At 66.7% G+C, this 17,619-nt stretch carries 14 protein-coding genes and 1 pseudogene; 10 read left to right on the plus strand and 5 right to left on the minus strand.

Annotated elements, in window-relative coordinates:
* Positions 1–3: 3 nt before the first annotated feature.
* Positions 4–1,608, minus strand: a complete 1,605-nt coding sequence (locus tag IGS68_RS09625; RefSeq protein WP_201079339.1) for a hybrid sensor histidine kinase/response regulator — start codon at positions 1,606–1,608, stop codon at positions 4–6.
* Between the two features lie 296 nt (positions 1,609–1,904).
* Here IGS68_RS09625 and IGS68_RS09630 point away from each other — a divergent pair, with 296 nt between their 5' ends.
* Positions 1,905–2,321, plus strand: a complete 417-nt coding sequence (locus IGS68_RS09630) for a DUF423 domain-containing protein (RefSeq protein ID WP_201079365.1) — start codon at positions 1,905–1,907, stop codon at positions 2,319–2,321.
* Position 2,322: 1 nt separating this feature from the next.
* Here IGS68_RS09630 and IGS68_RS09635 read toward each other — a convergent pair whose 3' ends face one another.
* A complete protein-coding gene (locus IGS68_RS09635) occupies positions 2,323–2,670 on the minus strand; it encodes an ArsR/SmtB family transcription factor (RefSeq protein WP_201079367.1) in 348 nt (115 codons plus the stop codon).
* Between the two features lie 245 nt (positions 2,671–2,915).
* Here IGS68_RS09635 and IGS68_RS09640 point away from each other — a divergent pair, with 245 nt between their 5' ends.
* The 8 genes from IGS68_RS09640 to IGS68_RS09675 all read left to right on the plus strand — a co-directional run bounded on the left by IGS68_RS09640 (position 2,916) and on the right by IGS68_RS09675 (position 12,723).
* Positions 2,916–3,143, plus strand: coding sequence for a sulfurtransferase TusA family protein (locus IGS68_RS09640; protein WP_201079369.1), 228 nt, complete (start codon positions 2,916–2,918; stop codon positions 3,141–3,143).
* Between the two features lie 232 nt (positions 3,144–3,375).
* The gene (locus IGS68_RS09645) at positions 3,376–4,305 is read left to right on the plus strand and encodes a histone deacetylase family protein (protein ID WP_201079371.1); all 930 of its coding nucleotides are present in this window, start codon (positions 3,376–3,378) and stop codon (positions 4,303–4,305) included.
* Between the two features lie 121 nt (positions 4,306–4,426).
* On the plus strand, positions 4,427–4,678 hold the full coding sequence (locus IGS68_RS09650) for an exodeoxyribonuclease VII small subunit (RefSeq protein ID WP_158048179.1): 252 nt from the start codon (positions 4,427–4,429) through the stop codon (positions 4,676–4,678).
* Between the two features lie 23 nt (positions 4,679–4,701).
* Positions 4,702–5,568, plus strand: coding sequence for a polyprenyl synthetase family protein (locus IGS68_RS09655; RefSeq protein WP_201081228.1), 867 nt, complete (start codon positions 4,702–4,704; stop codon positions 5,566–5,568).
* A gap of 28 nt (positions 5,569–5,596) precedes the next feature.
* Positions 5,597–7,540 (plus strand): 1-deoxy-D-xylulose-5-phosphate synthase, encoded by a 1,944-nt coding sequence (gene dxs, locus IGS68_RS09660; RefSeq protein WP_201079373.1) that lies wholly within the window; start codon positions 5,597–5,599, stop codon positions 7,538–7,540.
* Positions 7,541–8,030: 490 nt separating this feature from the next.
* Positions 8,031–10,130, plus strand: coding sequence for a hypothetical protein (locus tag IGS68_RS09665; RefSeq protein ID WP_201079375.1), 2,100 nt, complete (start codon positions 8,031–8,033; stop codon positions 10,128–10,130).
* Between the two features lie 70 nt (positions 10,131–10,200).
* Positions 10,201–10,941 carry a TlyA family RNA methyltransferase gene (locus IGS68_RS09670; RefSeq protein ID WP_201079377.1) on the plus strand — a complete coding sequence of 247 codons (741 nt, stop codon included), beginning with the start codon at positions 10,201–10,203 and terminating at the stop codon, positions 10,939–10,941.
* A gap of 111 nt (positions 10,942–11,052) precedes the next feature.
* Positions 11,053–12,723, plus strand: a complete 1,671-nt coding sequence (locus tag IGS68_RS09675) for a hypothetical protein (protein ID WP_201079378.1) — start codon at positions 11,053–11,055, stop codon at positions 12,721–12,723.
* Here the strand turns inward: IGS68_RS09675 and sppA are convergent.
* The gene (gene sppA / locus IGS68_RS09680; RefSeq protein WP_247881259.1) at positions 12,720–14,480 is read right to left on the minus strand and encodes a signal peptide peptidase SppA; all 1,761 of its coding nucleotides are present in this window, start codon (positions 14,478–14,480) and stop codon (positions 12,720–12,722) included. The genes IGS68_RS09675 and sppA overlap by 4 nt on opposite strands.
* A 47-nt stretch (positions 14,481–14,527) precedes the next feature.
* On the minus strand, positions 14,528–15,100 hold the full coding sequence (locus IGS68_RS09685; protein WP_201079380.1) for a peroxidase-related enzyme: 573 nt from the start codon (positions 15,098–15,100) through the stop codon (positions 14,528–14,530).
* A 177-nt stretch (positions 15,101–15,277) separates the two neighbouring features.
* On the opposite strand from IGS68_RS09685, the gene IGS68_RS35480 reads away from it, so the two are divergent.
* Positions 15,278–15,916, plus strand: a complete 639-nt coding sequence (locus tag IGS68_RS35480; RefSeq protein WP_247881260.1) for an exopolysaccharide biosynthesis protein — start codon at positions 15,278–15,280, stop codon at positions 15,914–15,916.
* A 99-nt stretch (positions 15,917–16,015) separates the two neighbouring features.
* Here the strand turns inward: IGS68_RS35480 and IGS68_RS09690 are convergent.
* Positions 16,016–17,509 (minus strand): annotated as a pseudogene (locus IGS68_RS09690) (PAS domain-containing sensor histidine kinase); the annotation flags it as partial.
* Between the last annotated feature and the right edge of the window lie 110 nt (positions 17,510–17,619).

The following is a 17,619-nucleotide window of genomic DNA, read 5'->3' on the forward strand; positions in this document are numbered from 1 at the left end:
CCCTCACTCGGCCGCAAGGGCCGAGCCTCCCATGCAGATTCCCAGCATTTCGAGCAGGTCGCGTTTCTGGAACGGCTTCACCAGCAGGCCGCCGAGACCTGCGGCGCGCCAGCGGGCGGCTTCCGCGGCGTCGGCATGCGCCGTCATGCCGATGATCGGCGTTCCCGCGTTGACTCCCCCGGGGGCTCCGATGGACGAGGCCATGGACAGCCCTGCCATGTCCGGCATCGCCATGTCGAGCAGGACGGCCTGGAACAGCGTCCTGCCCGCCGCGTCGACCGCGCTCCTCCCGGTGGTCGCGGTATGGACCAGGAAGCCCGCGCGCATCAGCATCAGGCCGGTCACCAGGCGGCTGGCCTCGCTGGCATCGGCCAGCAGGATCTTCGGCCGGTTGCCCCCGGATGCGGGACCGGGTGCCGCGGCCTGACGCCCCGCCGGGAGAGGCCGAACCGTGCCCGACGTGGAGGCCGGCGACGTTCCCGGGCCATCGGCGGCCCGCATCGTCAGGTGAAGGCGGAAGCTGCTGCCGGTTCCCGGCTCGCTGAGCACCGTCAGCCGGCCCCCCATCGCCGCGGCGAGCCGGCTCGCGACGGCGAGTCCCAGGCCGCAACCGCCGTAGCGCCTGTTCATCGACCAGTCGGCTTGGGAAAAAGCTTCGAACAGGCTTGCCCGGTAGCCGGGATCGATGCCGATGCCGGAGTCGGTCACGGAAAGCACGAACGATACGAGTTCGCCGCCCCGGTCGCCCGCGGCATCGCCGGCGATCGGGCCGAGGGACCCGGCGGCGCTCTCCAGCGCCACGGCCAGTCCCCCGGCTTCGGTGAACTTGATCGCGTTGGACAGCAGGTTCCGCAGGATCCTGGCCAGTTTCTGGCGGTCCCCCCGTACGGTCCGGGACAACGCCGCGTCGGTCCGGCAGGCGATGGTCAGCCCCTTCGCCTCGGCCGTCCGGATCACCGCGTCGATCTCCGCGGCCACCACGTCGGTAAGGCGGAACGGGCAGTCCAGCAGTTCGACGGGCTCGCTCTCCAGCTTCGCGAAATCCAGGATCTCGTCGATGACCCGGGCCAGATCCCTGCCCGAGTTGCGGGCGGTCTCCATGAAGGCGTCGCGGTCCTCCGGCGCGACGCCCTCCGCGAGCAGGTCGAGCGCGCAGACCACCCCGTTCAGCGGCGTCCGGATCTCGTGACTCATCAGCGAGAGGAACGTGGCCTTGGAGCGTTCGGCATGCCGAGCATCCTCTGCGGTTGCCCCGCCGAAGGACCGGGCCGGCCGGAAGCCGAGGGCCACTCCATCGTCGATCGACACGGCGGAATAATCGAACTGTTCGACGCTTGCCCGGGTCCCGCAGGAGGGACCCGCGAAACGCGCGCCCTCTCCTGATTCGGCGACGGCGGCCAGCCGGTCGGGCAGGCCGCCCGGCACCAGGTCCGGCAATGTCGCCGTCAGCCGCCGGCCGATCAGGTCCGCGGAGCGGCGGCCCATCAGCCGGGCGCCTTCCTCGTTGATCAGGAGCCAGCGGAAATCGACGACGCGGCCGTTCGGGTCGCGGACCGCCTTGAGGAACGCCATGCCGTCGAACGTGGCGGCCATGAGGGCGCCCAACATCCCCTCGGTTCCCTGCGGCCCGGCCTTCGCGGGATGGTGCCCGCCGTCGATCTTCCCGGACCGGCCGCCGATGCTTTGCTTGAGGACTGGCGTAATGCGCGAAAGATGGGGCATGGTCTTCGGCTCGGCGTCTCGAATTGCAAAATGCGAAGCAGCTTGCATAAACCAAAGGATATAGCTGTCGCCGCTGCTCACCCTTATGGTCGTAGCAAACGCCGGGCCATATCCGTCCGCATGGATGGCGAGCGGGCAGGGCACGGGGAGCGGGCGACGGCGGAAAGCGGGAGTTCTGAGTTATGTCGCAACGCATCACCGGATTGTGGCTCGTGCTGGCGGCACTGAGCGGCGGCATCGCGGTGGCGACCGGAGCCTATGCGTCGCACGGGCTGTCCGACGCCCGTTCGGTCGAACTGTTCCGGATCGCCGGGCAATACCAGATGTGGCATGCCCTGGCGCTGGGTGGGGTCGCGACGCTGGCCCGCTTCGGGGCCGCGGGGCGGGCGGGCTGGCTGCTCGGGGTGGCGGGCTGGTGCTTCCTGCTCGGCACCCTGCTGTTCTGCGGGGCGCTCTATCTCCTGGCGGTGCAGGGGCCCAGCCCGCTGGGTGCCGTGGCACCGGTCGGCGGAATGGCCTTCATGGTCGGCTGGCTGGCCCTGGCCGCCGTGGGGGTGCGCTGGACGATGTCCGGCGAAGGGCGGGGCCCGGGCGGGTGACTCAGGCGACGGCGGCGCTGTCCTCGGCCGCCGGTACGTCCATCCGGTCCGGCTGCGGCGCGCAGTAGAGATCGTGGAGCACCTTCATGACGGCCGCCGCTTCGCCGCCCTGGAGGGAATAGTAGATCGTCTGCGCCGACCTGCGGGTGCGCACCAGATTGTCCCGGCGCAGCCGAGCCAGATGCTGTGAAAGGGCGGACTGGCTCAGGTCGACCAGCGTCTCCAGCTCCCCGACCGACTTTTCCCCCAAGGCGAGGTGGCAGAGGATCAGCAGTCGGCGTTCGTTGCTCATCGCCTTCAGCAGTTTGCTCGCTTCGCGGGCGCTTTCCTGAAGATCCTCTATGGTCATACTGACGCGGTTCTCTCGCTGCCGCCGGTCGCCCCGGAACCGGCATGGAAAAGGGCTGAGATAGACTGATAATTCTAAAGTCAGGGTTACATATCGGCGATCCGGCCGGCTCCGTAAAGCCAATTCACCGTTCCGCCAGTCACGCGACCGGATGCGGCGCGGCCGGTCTTGCCGCCAGGCGCCTGCCGGGCGTAAGCCGGTCCGCTCCTATCAGCTTTCGCCATCAGCATTCAAGGAATACCGCCATGGCAAATCACATCCTCGACGCCAAGGACCTGACGTGCCCGCTGCCCGTGCTGCGCGCCCGCAAGGCTATGAAGCACCTGGCCCCCGACGACGTCCTGGTGATCGAGGCGACCGACCCCGCCGCCACGAAGGATTTCCCCGCCTTCTGCGAAGCGACCGGCCACGAGCTCCTGTCGGTCGACCTGGACGGCGCCGTCTATACCTTCAGGATACGGAAGTCCGGTTGACCGGGCGCGGCAAGATGGCGCTCCCTCTTCCCGGGAATAGTTGCGGCGGGAAAGCCGCCGTTCGCGGATACTCGGGAGAGCCGCGCCTTCGCCGTCGGGGGCTGCCACCCCGGCAAGGGAGGATGCGCGGTAGGCCGTGAGGCTGGATTCGGAAAATTCCCGATGCAAACCGGGGAGCGATCTGGGACCATGCCCGTCACGCGGGGAAACGCTCAGAAAAAGAAGAAGACCGATGTATACCTCCCTTTTCAGCCATCCCTCCTGCATCGACCATGACACCGGCATCGGGCATCCGGAATGCCCCGAGCGCCTGAAGGCCGTCCTGGCGGCGCTGGAAGGCGAGGCTTTCCACTTCCTCGACCGCCGCGTCGCGCCGCGCGCCGAGATCGAGCAGCTCGCCCGGGTCCATCCGATCTCCTACATCGAGCGGGTGCTGGCCGCGATCCCGACGGAGGGCCATGTCGAACTGGACAGCGACACCGTGCTGTGCCCCAGTTCCGGGGAGGCGGCGCTCCGGGCCGCCGGCGCCGTGTGCGCCGCCGTCGACGCCGTCATGGGCGGGGAGGCGCGCAACGCGTTCTGCGCGACCCGGCCGCCCGGCCACCATGCCGAGACGGCCCGGGCGATGGGCTTCTGCCTGTTCAACAACGTCGCGGTCGGGGCAGAGCAAGCGCGCAAGGTCCACGGCATCAGCAGGGTCGCCGTGATCGATTTCGACGTCCATCACGGCAACGGCACCCAGGACATCTTCCAGAACGATCCCGGCCTGTTCTACGCCTCGACCCACCAGGCCCATCTGTACCCGAACACCGGGCTCCTGGAGGAGCGCGGCGTGGCCGACAACATCGTGAACGTGCCGCTGCCCGAGATGGCGGGCAGCCCGGAATTCCGCCACGCCATGATGACCCGGATCTTCCCGGCGCTGGAGCATTTCCAGCCGGAGCTGATCATGATCTCGGCCGGTTTCGACGCGCACACCCGCGATCCGCTCGCAAGCCTGCACCTGGTCGACGACGACTATGTCTGGGTTACCCGCAAGCTGGGCGAGTTCGCGCGCGAATATTGCGGTGCACGCATCGTATCCACCTTGGAAGGGGGGTACGACATTCGCGCCCTTGCCTCAAGTTGCGCCGCGCACGTACAGGAACTGATGGCGGCGTGATCCGCCGGGCCTCCACGTCAGGGGGATCGGTCCGCCTTCGCGGTCCGGCAGCCAAGCCGGACTTGCGGACAGGCCGGCGACCGCCCTAAAGTCGCCAAGGTACCCTGGTGACGGTAGGATGATGGCTGACCCCGCAATACCCCCCGATGTCGCAGCGCTGAGTTTCGAAGACGCCCTCGGCGAGCTGGAGCGGATCGTGCGCCAGCTCGAGGAGGGTCGCGCCAAGCTCGACGACGCGATCTCGTCCTACGAGCGCGGCACGGCCCTGCGCCGCCACTGCGAGGCCAAGCTTCGCGAAGCCCAGGCGAAGGTCGACCGGATCACCGTTGCCGCCGACGGTTCGATCGGCGCAGAACCCGCGCGGATCGAATAGTGGCGAACGAACTCTCCTCCGCCATGGGCGAAGCGGCAGAACTGGTCGAGCAGGAAATCGACCATCTCCTGCCGATGTCCGACACCACCGAGGCCAAGCTGTTCGAGGCGATGCGCTACGCATGCCTGGGCGGCGGCAAGCGGCTGCGTCCCTTCCTGGTCATGACCAGCGCCGGCCTGTTCGGCGTCGCCCGCGACTGCGCGGTGCGGGTGGCGGCGGCGGTGGAGTTCGTCCACTGCTATTCGCTGGTCCACGACGACCTGCCGGCGATGGACAATTCGGACCTGCGGCGCGGCCGCCCCACCGTCCACAAGCGCTTCGACGACGCGACCGCCATCCTGGCCGGCGACGCCCTGCTGACCCTCGCCTTCGAGGTGCTGGCCGATCCCCAGACCCACGAGGATCCCAAGGTCCGGTGCTCGCTGGTCGCGGCGCTGGCCAGGGCGGCCGGCATGCACGGCATGGTCGGCGGCCAGATGCTCGACCTGATCGCGGAGACGACGCAGTTCGACATGGGGGCCACGACCCGGCTGCAGCGGCTCAAGACCGGCGAGATGATCGCCTTCTCGTGCTGCGCCGGCGCCATCCTGGGGCGCGCGTCGCCGCCCCAAATGCATGCCCTGCAAAACTACGCCCACGATCTGGGCCTTGCCTTCCAGATCGCCGACGACCTGCTCGACATCGACGGCGACCCGTCCGTTACGGGCAAGCCGGCGCGCCAGGACGCGGCGGCCGGCAAGGCGACCTTTGTCTCGATCCTGGGAGTCGAGCGGGCGCGCGACCAGGCGCGCCTGCTGGCCGACCAGGCCGCCCGTCATCTCGATGTTTTCGATGGCCGGGCGGATATCCTGAAATCTGTCGCAACCTATGTCGTTGAGCGGCGTCATTGAGCGGCGCGCCTGACCAAAGGAGGTTGTATTGACCGCACCCAGCAAGACCCCGTTGCTCGATCGCTGTACCGTCCCGGCCCAGATCCGCAAGCTCAAGCCCGATCAGCTCCGGCAGCTGGCGGACGAGCTTCGGACGGAGACGATCGACGCGGTTTCGGTGACCGGCGGCCATCTCGGCGCCGGCCTGGGCGTGGTCGAGCTGACGGTGGCCCTCCACCATGTCTTCGACACGCCGGATGACAGGCTGATCTGGGATGTCGGCCACCAAGCCTATCCGCACAAGATCCTGACCGGGCGGCGCGACCGTATCCGCACCCTGCGCCAGGGGGGAGGGCTGTCCGGCTTCACCAAGCGGTCGGAAAGCGAGTACGACCCGTTCGGCACCGCCCACAGCTCGACCTCGATCTCGGCCGGGTACGGCATGGCCGTCGCGAATCGGCTGTCCGGCAAGCGCAACCACGTGATCTGCGTGATCGGCGACGGCGCCATGAGCGCCGGCATGGCCTACGAGGCGATGAACAATGCCGGCAGCGACGACAAGTCCCGCCTGATCGTCATCCTCAACGACAACGACATGTCGATCGCCCCGCCGGTCGGCGCCATGAGCGCCTACCTGTCGCGGCTGATCTCGTCGAAGCCGTACCTGAGCCTCCGCCATCTCGCGAAGGATATCGCCGAGCACTTCCCCCGGCCGCTCAAGCAGGCCGCCCGCCGGGCGGAGGAATATGCCCGCGGCATGGTGACCGGCGGCACCCTGTTCGAGGAAATGGGCTTCTACTATGTGGGGCCGATCGACGGCCACAACCTGGACCACCTGCTCCCGGTGCTGCAGAACCTGCGCGACACCGAGGACACGGGGCCGGTCCTGGTCCATGTGGTGACCCAGAAGGGCAAGGGCTTCGCACCGGCTGAGGCATCGGCCGACAAGCTCCATGCCGTCTCCAAGTTCGACGTCGTGACCGGCGCCCAGGCCAAGGCGAAGTCCAACGCGCCCACATACACCCGTGTCTTCGCCCAGGCGCTGATCAAGGAGGCGGAGGCCGACGACAAGATCGTCGCGGTGACCGCCGCGATGCCGTCCGGGACCGGCCTCGACCTGTTCGACAAGCGCTTTCCCGACCGCCTGTTCGACGTGGGCATCGCCGAGCAGCATGCGGTCACCTTCTGCGCCGGGCTGGCGACGGAGGGATACAAGCCCTTCGCGGCGATCTATTCGACCTTCCTACAGCGCGGCTACGACCAGGTCGTCCACGACGTGGCGCTGCAATCCCTTCCGGTCCGCTTCGCCATCGACCGGGCCGGGCTGGTCGGCGCCGACGGCGCCACCCATGCCGGATCGTTCGACATCGCCTATCTGGGCTGCCTCCCGAACATGGTCCTGATGGCCGCCTCGGACGAGGTCGAGCTGATGGACATGGTGGCGACCGCCGCGGCGATCGACGACCGCCCCAGCGCGTTCCGCTACCCCCGCGGCGAAGGCGTCGGCCGCGACATGCCCGAGCGGGGCAGGGTGCTGGAGATCGGCAAGGGCCGCGTGGTCCAGGAAGGCAGCAAGGTGGCGCTTCTGAGCTTCGGCGCCCGCCTGCAGGAATGCATGTCCGCCGCCCAGGACCTGGCGGCGCGCGGCCTGTCCACGACCGTCGTGGATGCCCGCTTCGCCAAGCCGTTGGACGAGGATCTGATCCGGCGTGTCGCCGCCTCGCACGAGGTCGTGATCACCATCGAGGAGGGCTCGGTCGGCGGCTTCGGCAGCTTCGTCCTGCACTTCCTGGCCGGGGCCGGGCTGCTGGACCATGGGATGAAGATCCGGTGCATGGTGTTGCCCGACCATTTCCTGGACCACGATACGCCCGCGAAGCAGTACGAGGAGGCCGGTTTGGCGGCACGGCACATCGTGGCGACCGCCCTGAAGGCGATGGGCGTCGACGGGGCCGCCCAGGGGCTGGCCGGACAGGGTGCGGCGCGGGCGTAGCCTGGCGCACGGCGCCGTGCCGGGAAGACCAGGAGTGCGGCGCGACTTGCCGCATCGGGCAGCGACGGCCGCAGGTGCCGCGCGCCCGATCGGCGCACAAGCGGGCTTCGCCTTGCACGCCCCGCAAGCAGCTGAAAAAGGTCGAAGCCGGCAACTCCCGGGTTTCGCTGGTGATGGGCGCGAGCGTCATCACTTCTGAAGATCCGGGATTCGCTTACCCCGACCCCTACGGTGCGTCGTAGGCAAGGTCGCGCCGGCCCATTTCACTACATGGCCTGTCCGGTCTGCTGCAATGGAACTGCGCAGGCCAGGAAGTCATGCGGCATCAAGTTCGCTCTACTTTTGGGATATTGCATTGCATAAGAAACATTCCGTATCACACGGGATGGATTCGGCAGGACTCGCCATTCGCAATCATCTCATCATCATGACTAATGGTATTAATCAAATCGGGTAGGGTTCCGATCTTATTGTCCGAGAAAGCTCGAGTATGAATAATGAGAATGTCGCTGTGCGCAGCGTTCTATGGGCTATTGCGCTCGTCTTGTCTTTGGTGCTTGTTTTTCAGGACCAGATCGCAACGGGATTTGCCGTAACGACCGGCGATCGGCTTGATGGGATAATCCAGATCAGCATTCTTGAGCATTGGAATAATGTTTACAAAGGTTTATCCGACTGGGACACGACGAACTACTTCTTTCCTTATGATAGCACACTCGCCTACAATGACGGCTATTTCCTGTTCGGATTCTGGCATGCTTTGTTCAGAGGAGCCGGGGCAGATCCTTTCCTCTCCGCTGAGCTGGTCAATTTCGTTTTCCGTATAATCGGGTTCTCCGCGACGTTCATACTGTCGCGCCAAATCCTGCGATTGGATTTCGGCTGGGCATTGTTGGCGGCGGTTCTATTTACCGTCAGTTCGGGCGCGTTCCTGCAATCCGGCCATGCACAGATACTGACCGTGTCGTTGGTGCCGTTGTTCGTGTGGCTGGCTGCGCGGATGGTGTCCGGTCTGGTCACGGATAGCCGGGCAGCGGCGCTGGGGTGGGGAACCGCAGCAGTCGTGCTCTATGCGGCATGGCTGCTCACCGCCTTCTACACGGCATGGTTCCTGGCGTTCTACACCCTTCTCTGTCTCTTGGCTTTGCCCTTTACCGGACAGGTCGGCAGGTCGATAGCCTACCAAGGGCTGGCTCTGGCTCGGCGCCACGCGTTAGTCCTGGTGCTGTTGCTCGGGGTCACGGCGATCAGCCTGATGCCTTTCCTCGAGCTCTATCTTCCTCGCGCGGCCGAGACGGGGATGCACGACTACTCCCAGGTGTCGCCATACCTCGGGGCGCCATTCACGCTGTTCAATGTCGGGCCCGACAACCTGCTCTACGGCGGTATCGTCCGGACGGTGAATGCACATCATCCCGACATTTTCCCCTTGAGGGGGGAGCACGTCGTCGGGATACCCCCGGTGCTGCTGATATGCTTCGTCATCGGCGCGATATGGTGCTGGAAGCACCTATCGGTCCTGCGGGCACCGATCGTCGCTGTCGTCGTGTTCTGGATCTTGACGCTCAATATCGGCGGCAACTCGCTGTGGATCTGGATCTATCAGGCGGTTCCCGGTGCCAAGGCGACCCGTGCCGTCGTCCGATCCTACATCTTCCTGGCAGGACCGGTAGCCGTGATAGCGATAATCGGGCTGGCCGGCATGTTCAAGATGCGGGGCCGCGTGCTTCTGCAGGTGGGACTTGGATTGCTGCTGGTGGTTGAGCAATTGAACACCGGGAGTGTCGCGTTGCTCGATGGCATGGAGGAAAAACGCCGGCTCGCCGACCTTCCTCCGCCCCCCGCGGAATGCCTGGCCTTCGCAGCCATGGTCTCCCGTGAAGGTAAATCGCCGGGCCAGCCGGATCTGCTGAAGCAGTACAGCCATAACGTCGATGCGATGCTCATCGGAGAAGTATTTGATCTCGAAACCATAAACGGAGTCTCTACATTCAACCCGCCTGACTGGAACTTCAATGATCCTACGCGGTTCGACTATGCGCTGCGCGTCAAGGATTATGCGGACAAGCACGACATCGAGGGACTTTGCGGCCTGGACATTGCCGCTCTTCGGTGGGATCAGGAAATCAACTCATCTATTCCCATGCCTTCAATGCCGCTCGCCCAGCCCATGGAGGTGGGAATCGGTAAGCAGGGTTCACAGGCTCTCGGCTCGGATTGGTGGCCCAACGAGAGCTGGGGAATCTGGGGGCGCGCGCGTGCGACGCTTTGGATCATGCCGCCCGCACCCGGAAACGATACCTTCCTGTTGACGGTCCTGGCCCAGGCGTTTCCTCATGCTCCAGCGCCTTCCCAGCGCGTGAAGGTGTTCGCCGACGGCGCGTTGGTGGCGACGTGGGACGTATTGCCGACGCCGTCGGAGTTTTCCGCCGTCCTGAAGCGGCCCAAGGGCCAGGCGATCAAGGTGGAGTTTGTCGCCGAGGACCCCATAAGCCCGAGCTTGCTCGGGACGAGCCTCGACAGTCGAGTGCTGGGCTTGGGTTTGCTGGAATACCGATTGGATCCGCTGTCCCGCGACAGACTTCCCTGACAGCGATCCACGGGCTTGCTATCGATGCGGCGTCGCGATGTCAGATTCGTTTGGAAAGGAAGACCCCGGCATGACGCGCTCGCGCGTTGACAATCTGCTGGTCGAACGCGGCCTCGTCGAAAGCCGGTCGAAGGCACAGGCCCTGATCATGGCCGGCCTCGTCTATTCCGACACGCTGCGCATCGACAAGGCGGGCCAGATGCTGGCGGGGGATGCTCCGCTCTCGGTAAAGGGGCAGGACCATCCCTGGGTGTCGCGCGGCGGGCTGAAGCTGGTCGAGGGATTGGATCACTTCGGCATCGATGCCGAAGGCTTGGTCTGCCTGGATGTCGGCGCCTCGACCGGCGGCTTCACCGACGTCCTGCTGTCCCGTGGAGCCGCCAAGGTCTACGCCGTCGATGTCGGGCATGGCCAGCTTGCCTGGAAGCTGCGGCAGGACCCGCGCGTAGCGGTGCTGGAGCGGACCAACGCACGCAATCTCTCCGCGGCGGAGGTCCCCGAGCCGATCGACCTGGTGGTCTGCGACGCCAGCTTCATCAGCCTGATGACCGTACTGCCGGCGCCGCTGAGCCTGACACGGCCGGGCGGCAGGCTGGTGGCGCTGATCAAGCCCCAGTTCGAGGTGGGCAAGGGCCGGGTCGGCAAGGGAGGAGTGGTCCGAGACCCCGGACTGCACCGGGAGGTATGCGACACCGTCTCCGCCTGGCTGTCCGGGATACCCGGTTGGCGCGTCCTGGGTATTACCGAAAGCCCGATCCAGGGACCGGAAGGGAACCGGGAGTTCCTCGTCGGGGGTGTCCGGGAGGGCTGACGGGCCACCCCTCCAGAGAGGTGCGCGTCACAGAATGAACACGGCCGGCCGGCGAGTCCTTGCCGGTAAATGACGCGCCATAGACCCAGCGCCAGCAGACCGGGACACCCTATGACGGCACAGACGACCACAAGCGGAACAAGCCGCGGCAAGAACGATGGCCTGGAAATCTTCCGGTACGCCAATGCCGCCATTCCGGTTCTCGTCTGGCTGGCGCCGCTGGCCTCCGGGCTCCTGTCCCTGTACATGGGCAAGAGCATGGCCTGGGACCTGCTCCATTATCATTATTATAACGGCTATGCCTTCCTGAACGACCGGCTGGGGTACGATATCCTGCCCGCGGTCTTCCATACCTTCCTCAACCCCGTCCTGGACATCGCGTTCTATGTCGGCGTGGAAACCCTGCCGGCGCGCGCCGTCGGGTTCACCCTCGGCGCCATCCACGGCATCAACGTGATCCTTCTGTTCCATTGCGCCCGCCTGGCGCTCGGGCCGAGGGTCAGGGGATCTTCCGCGATGCCCAACCTTCTGCCGGGCTTCCTGGCAGCCGCAGGCTTCGGGACGGCCGCCGCCATGGGTACCCTCGGGTCGTGGCACCACGACCTCATCGCCAGCCTGTTCTTCCTGGGGGCGCTCCTGATCCTGCTGGGCAAGCCCGGCGGCGGCAGGGGGCGCCTGCCGAAGCTGCTGCGCCCGGCCTGTGCCGGACTGGTGGTCGGGATCGGGCTGGGGTTGAAGCTGACCCTGGCGCCCTTCGTGCTGGCGATCGTCGCTGCACCCCTGGCTACCGCGGGCCGGGCGGGCGACCGAGTCCTGGCCTGCGCCGCGGCCGGGATGGCGGCGGTCGTGGGGCTGCTGTTGTCGGCCGGCTTCTGGATGGTGCGGATGCAGGCCGAGTTCGGCAATCCCTTCTTCCCGTTCTTCAACCGTCTGTTCGGATCGCCTTTCGTCGGCGCCGGGGAGGGCCGGGACCTGCGCTACCTCCCGGCGGACGTGCTGGAGTATCTGGTCTATCCCGTCATCTTCAGCTTCGATGCCGACCGTATCTCCGAGGCGCCCTGGCGGGATTTCCGCCTGCTGGCCGCCTTCGCCGTGGCGGTCGCCCTGCTCGTCGCCGCCCTGACCACCCGCATGGTCCGCTGGCGGCTGAACGGCGGCGTCTTCACGGGCTTCAACGCCCGGATGCTGCTGTGGACGGCGTTGGTCGGCTATGCCGGCTGGCTGGTCCTGTTCTCCATCTACCGCTATGCGGTACCCCTGGAAATGCTGGTTCCGCTGCTGCTCTGCGTCATGCTGGTGGCGCTGCTCGGCCCCCGGGCCGGCACCTATGCCACGGTGGCGTGCTGCCTTGCGCTGGTGGCGACCACCAGCAAGGCGGACTTCGCCCGCAAGGACTGGAACGACGATCCGTTCGTAGGAGCATCCGTTCCCGTGCAGTACCGCGGCCTCCGGGACGCCGTGATCCTGATGGCGGGGCGCAGCGCCGATGCCCACTTCATTCCAGCCTTCCACCCGTCCAACCGGTTCATCCGGCTGGACGGCTTCGACTATGCCTACAGGGCCGACGACCCCTTCACCCGGCAGGCCGCGGCGATCGTCTCGGGGCATGAGGGACCCGTGTTCGGGATGTTCCGTCGCGACCGGCGCGGGCAGGGTGTCGAGGAGGCGTTCCGCTCCTTCGGCTTCGTGATCGGGGACGACAGCTGCGCCAAGGTGGAGTCGACCGTGCGCCCTCCGGAACCGACTTTCCTGTGCCGGCTCTCCCCCCTCGGGCGACGTTAACGCAGCAGCCCGGTCGGAGGCATGGACAGGGTCTCGGCGGCGGGGTCGCGGACCAGCGGGGCCAATTCCCGGAGCAGGGGCTGAAGCCGCCCCAGCACAGCCGTCGTGGCGGCCGCTTCCGACCGTCCGGAGACCAGGTCGAGCGCCTGCCGCCAGGGCGATTCAGGCTCGGGGAAGAGTCGAAGCGTCACGCCGGCATCGCGGGCCAGGCCGGCCGCTTCCCGGGCGAAGCCCAGCGCCGCGTCCATGTCCCCCAGTTCGTCCACCAAGCCCAGCGCCTTGGCCTGGGAGCCGGTCCAGACACGGCCCTTGGCGATGTCCCGCACGGCGGCGGCCGGAAGCTTTCGTGCCTCGGCGACGTTCCGTACGAAGGCGCCGTAGATGTCGTCCAGGATCGTATCGAGCCGCTGGGATTCGCTTTCGCTGTAGGTTGACAGCGGCGACCACATGGTGGCATTGCGGCCGCGGGTCACCTGCTCCCAGTCGATGCCCAGCCTGCCCCAAAGGCCTGTCGTCACCACCTTGCCGGCGATGACGCCGATCGATCCGGTCAGGGTGCCGGGTTGGGCAACGATCCTGTCGGCGTTCATGGCGATCCAGTAGCCGCCCGACGCGGCGGCTTCGCCCATCGACACGATCACGGGCTTCCCGGCTTCCCGCGCCTTGACCAATGCCCGGCGGATCGTCTCCGAGGCGACGGCGGAACCGCCGCCGCTGTCGATCCGGAACAGGATGGCGCGCACCTTGGGATCTTCGGCCGCTTCCTCGAACGCAGCGGCGACGTCGTCCGATCCCATCGAGGCTCCGCCCATCAGCGGATCGACGCCGCTCTCTCCCCTCTGGATGGAGCCGGTGCCGTAGATCAGCGCGATCGTCGGGCCGGATCCATGGGGCCGACCGGCGACGTCCAGATAGTCGCCGCCCTCGACCAGTTCGGCGCCGGCCCCGGCGCGGTCGAGCGCGGCGTCCCTGATCTCGTCGAAATATCCCAGCTGGTCCACCAGCTTCGCCTCCACGGATTCGCGGTCCAGGAACGGCCCGCGGTCGATCAGCTGGCGCAGGGCGGCAGGGTCCATGCCCCGTCCCTCGGCTATCCCGGAGACGAGCTGCTCGTGAAGGTCGCCGACCAGGGCTTCGATCATCTCCCGGTGCGGTTCCGTGAATTCCCGCTCCGTGAAGGTGTTCATGAAACTCTTGTACTCTTCGCGGTGCCGCAGCTCCGGCTGGACCTGCAACTCGTCCAGCGCTTCGCGGGCGAACGGTATCGTGGCGCCGATGCCCGTCAGCCCGACCATGCCGACCGGCTGAAGCCAGATCCGGTCGAACGCGCTCGCCAGATAGTACGCGCGGTCGCCCGGCCCCAGTTCGCCGAACGTCTCTGCGAACGCGTAGGCGAAACGTCCGCTGTCGCGGAACCGCTGGATCGCCGCGCGCAGTTCCTGGACCTTGCCCGTACCGATCCGGTCGCCGCCGAGCCGAGCCACGACGCCCTTCACCCGAGGATCGCTCCGCGCACGGTCGAGCGAGTCGACCATGTCGCGCAGGCTCTCCGTACGTGCGAATAGCGCGCCAGCCAGCGGATCGTCGGGCACGTACTCCGCCAGCGGCTGGTCCAGGTCCAGCTCGAGCACGATGGTCTCGGGAGCGGGCTCCTCCCGCTCCAGGAAGCGGTAGGCGAGATAACCGCCGCCGGCGGCCAGCAGCACGGTGATCAAACCGATCAACGCGAAAAGGCCCTTGATGAAGCGGAACATCATGTCTCCCGAATTGGCCCGCGCCGGTTGCTACCCGACCGCTGGGTGCCTTACCGGTCCATTCCGTGGTACTCGGGGTTGGGGATCATATCAACCGCCGAAGCGACCCGGTTGGACATGTTGTAGAAACCGGCGACGTCGGCGATATCGAAGATGTCGGCCTCCGCGAAGCCGGCGTCGCGAAGGGCCTGCCGATCCTCCCCGTCCATCAGGTGCGGCGTCACGGTCAGCTTCCAGGCGAAGTCCAGCATGGTGCGGTGGCGCGGCGACAGCGGCGCCACGCGATAATTCATCACCAGCATCTCGCCCAGCTGCGGATCGCCCGACAGCCTGCGGACCGCCTGCCCGTGGGCGACCAGGCAGTAGTAGCAGCGGTTGGCGGAGGATACCACGACCGCGATCATCTCGCGCTCCAGCTTGTCGAGGCCGCTGTCGCCCAGCATCAGCTCGTTGTACAGCTTGATGAATGTACGCAGCTTCTCCGGCCGTGCGCTATAGGATCGCAGCACGTTGGGCACCAGGCCGAGCTTGTCCCGGCATTTCGCGAAATAGGCCTGAAGGTCGTCGTCCAGGGTGTCCGCGTCGGGTACGGGCAGCGCCATCGCGTGATCAGGCTGTGGCATCTCTGTGTTTCCTCCTGGGTAATGGCGGATCTGTTTTGACCCGTCTATTGTGCGGCCCGTACACTGTCCTATGTAGGCGGTACGGATTCAAGCCCGGTACGGCGGTGGACGACATCCACCCCGTACGTCGTTCGCGCCCCAGCCCTCGGGCTCCCTTTTGTTGATGGTTGCTTTCCCATGACTGCCGTTATCGGTGCCGAAACGGCCTGCGACACACGCCGCATCACCGATCTCCTGACCGAATTCCGGAATAACCTTCCGGCCGACCGCGTCAGCCTCGCCGACCTCGTGGACGCCCTGCGTCATCGCGCGTTCGGCGGCTTCATGCTCGCGATGGCCCTGCCGACGCTGCTGCCGCTCCCGATCGGAATGGCGATCGTGTTCGACCTTCCGCTGGTGCTGCTTTCCGTCCAGCTGATGATCGGGCGTCAGTCGGTCTGGCTGCCGCGCGGGCTGCTCAGGGGCAGCGTCAAGCGGGATCAGGCGGCGCGCATGCTCGACAGGCTCATCCCGCGGATGCGCCGGCTCGAAGACGTGCTCAGGCCGCGCATGCTGTGGCTGACCTCGCCCCTTGGGGAACGCCTGATCGGCGCCTTGTGCGTCGCGCTGTGCGTCGTCCTGATGACGCCGATCCCGCTTCTGGGCTGGTTCCCCGCGATCGCGCTGTGCGTGATCTCACTGGGACTGGCGGAACGCGACGGCATGATGCTGATGGCCGGGTTCGGCCTGAGCGTCGCGACGGTGTTCGTTTCCGCCGCGATCCTGGCCGGCGTCGTCCAGGCGGGCGAAGCCCTGTTCCCGGCCCTCGGCCTCTAGCCGGGCCTCCGGGGCGGCTTGCCGTCCGAGGATCGCTCCGACCACGTGGCGGAGCTGGTCGGCCTGGACGGGCTTGTGCAGCAGATGGCTGCCGTTGGCGCGGGCTTCCCGCAGGCGCTCCGGCGCGGTGTCGCCGGTCATGATGATGGCCGGCAGGTCGGGCGACACGCGGGAGCGTGCCAGCGCCACGGCGTCCGCACCCGTGCTGCCGCCCGGCAGGCGGTAGTCGGCGATGATCAATGCCGGCACCGTCTCCAGCCGGCCGAGGCTGTCCGCCAGTTCCTCGACGGTCTGGGCCGTGACGACCGGCAGCCCCCACTCCTCGAGCAGCATCTCCAGGGCTCCCATAACGGCGGGATCGTCCTCGATCAGGAGCACGGGACGGCAGGCCAAGGCGCCGCCGTTCGCGTCGTCTCGGGCCTGGAGCTGCGGACCCGGTACGGGAGCGGGTGCCGCGACCGGGATCGTGACCGAGAAGACCGATCCCCTCCCGACGGTGGAGCGCAGGGCCACGGGGTGGCCGAGCATACTGGCGATCCGGCTTACGATCGCGAGGCCGAGCCCGAACCCGCGGCTACGGTCCCGCTCCGGGTTGCCGATCTGGTAGAACTCCTCGAAGATCCTGTGCTGCTGTCCTTCCGGGATGCCGGCGCCGGTATCCGCGACCACCACCCGCACCATGCCGCCGCTGCGCCGGCAGCCGAGCAGGATGCGGCCGGTGGCGGTATGCGCCACGGCGTTGGCGAGCAGGTTGCGCAGGATACGGATCAGCAGGTCCGGGTCGGTGGCGACGTTGGTCGCGCACGGCACGGTGCGCAGGGTGATGCCCTTCAGTTCGGCCTGGGGCGCGAACTCGGCGTGCAGACGCGACAGGATCTCGCCGATCGGGACGGGCCGGGGGGTCGGCTCGATCAGCTCCGCGTCCAGGCGCGACAGGTCGAGCAGGTCTCCCAGCATGCCGTGGACGGCGTCGATCGAGGACCGCACCCGCTCAAGCACCTCGCGTGCCTTCGGGTCCGCGATCCTGCCGTCCAGCACGCCCAGGAACAGCGATGCCGCCTGGATCGGCTGGCGCATGTCGTGGCTGATCGCGGCCAGGAACTGCGACTTCGCCCGGCTGGCGCGCTCCGCCTCAGCCGTGGCGGCGGCGAGCTTGTTCTCCGAATTCTTCAGCGACGTGACGTCGGTAGATATCCCGCAGACATAGTGCTTGCCGTTCCGTTCGTCGCTCACGCGGAACTTGCGGGCGAGGTATGTATGGACGTCGTCGCCGATGACCGCGGTCTCCTCGAAGGTCTGCGGCTCGCCGGTTTCGAGGATGATACGATCGTTGGCCTGGAACTGCGCGCACATTTCCGGCGGGAAGAACTTGTCGTCCGTCTGTCCCCGGGCCTCCGCGTCGCTGACGTGGAAGATCCGCTCGCAGTGCGGATTGATCTTCACGTAACGTCCCGCTTCATCCTTGATATAGAGTATGGCCGGAACCTGGTCGAAGAAGGCCTGAAGGAAATGGCTCAGATTGACATCATCCATTTCCTTCGCGCGTTCGCCCGTCCCGGTCTCGTCGTCCGTTTCGGCAGGCATGTTGCGCATTACCACCCTGAACCGTTTTCTTCACTATCGAAGTGAAACAAGCGGAGGATTGAATCGGCCCAACGAAGATTTGAAAAGAATGCCGTGAACCCGGCCCCCCTCCCGATCGC

It is taken from the genome of Skermanella sp. TT6, from assembly GCF_016653635.2.
Classification (GTDB): domain Bacteria; phylum Pseudomonadota; class Alphaproteobacteria; order Azospirillales; family Azospirillaceae; genus Skermanella; species Skermanella cutis.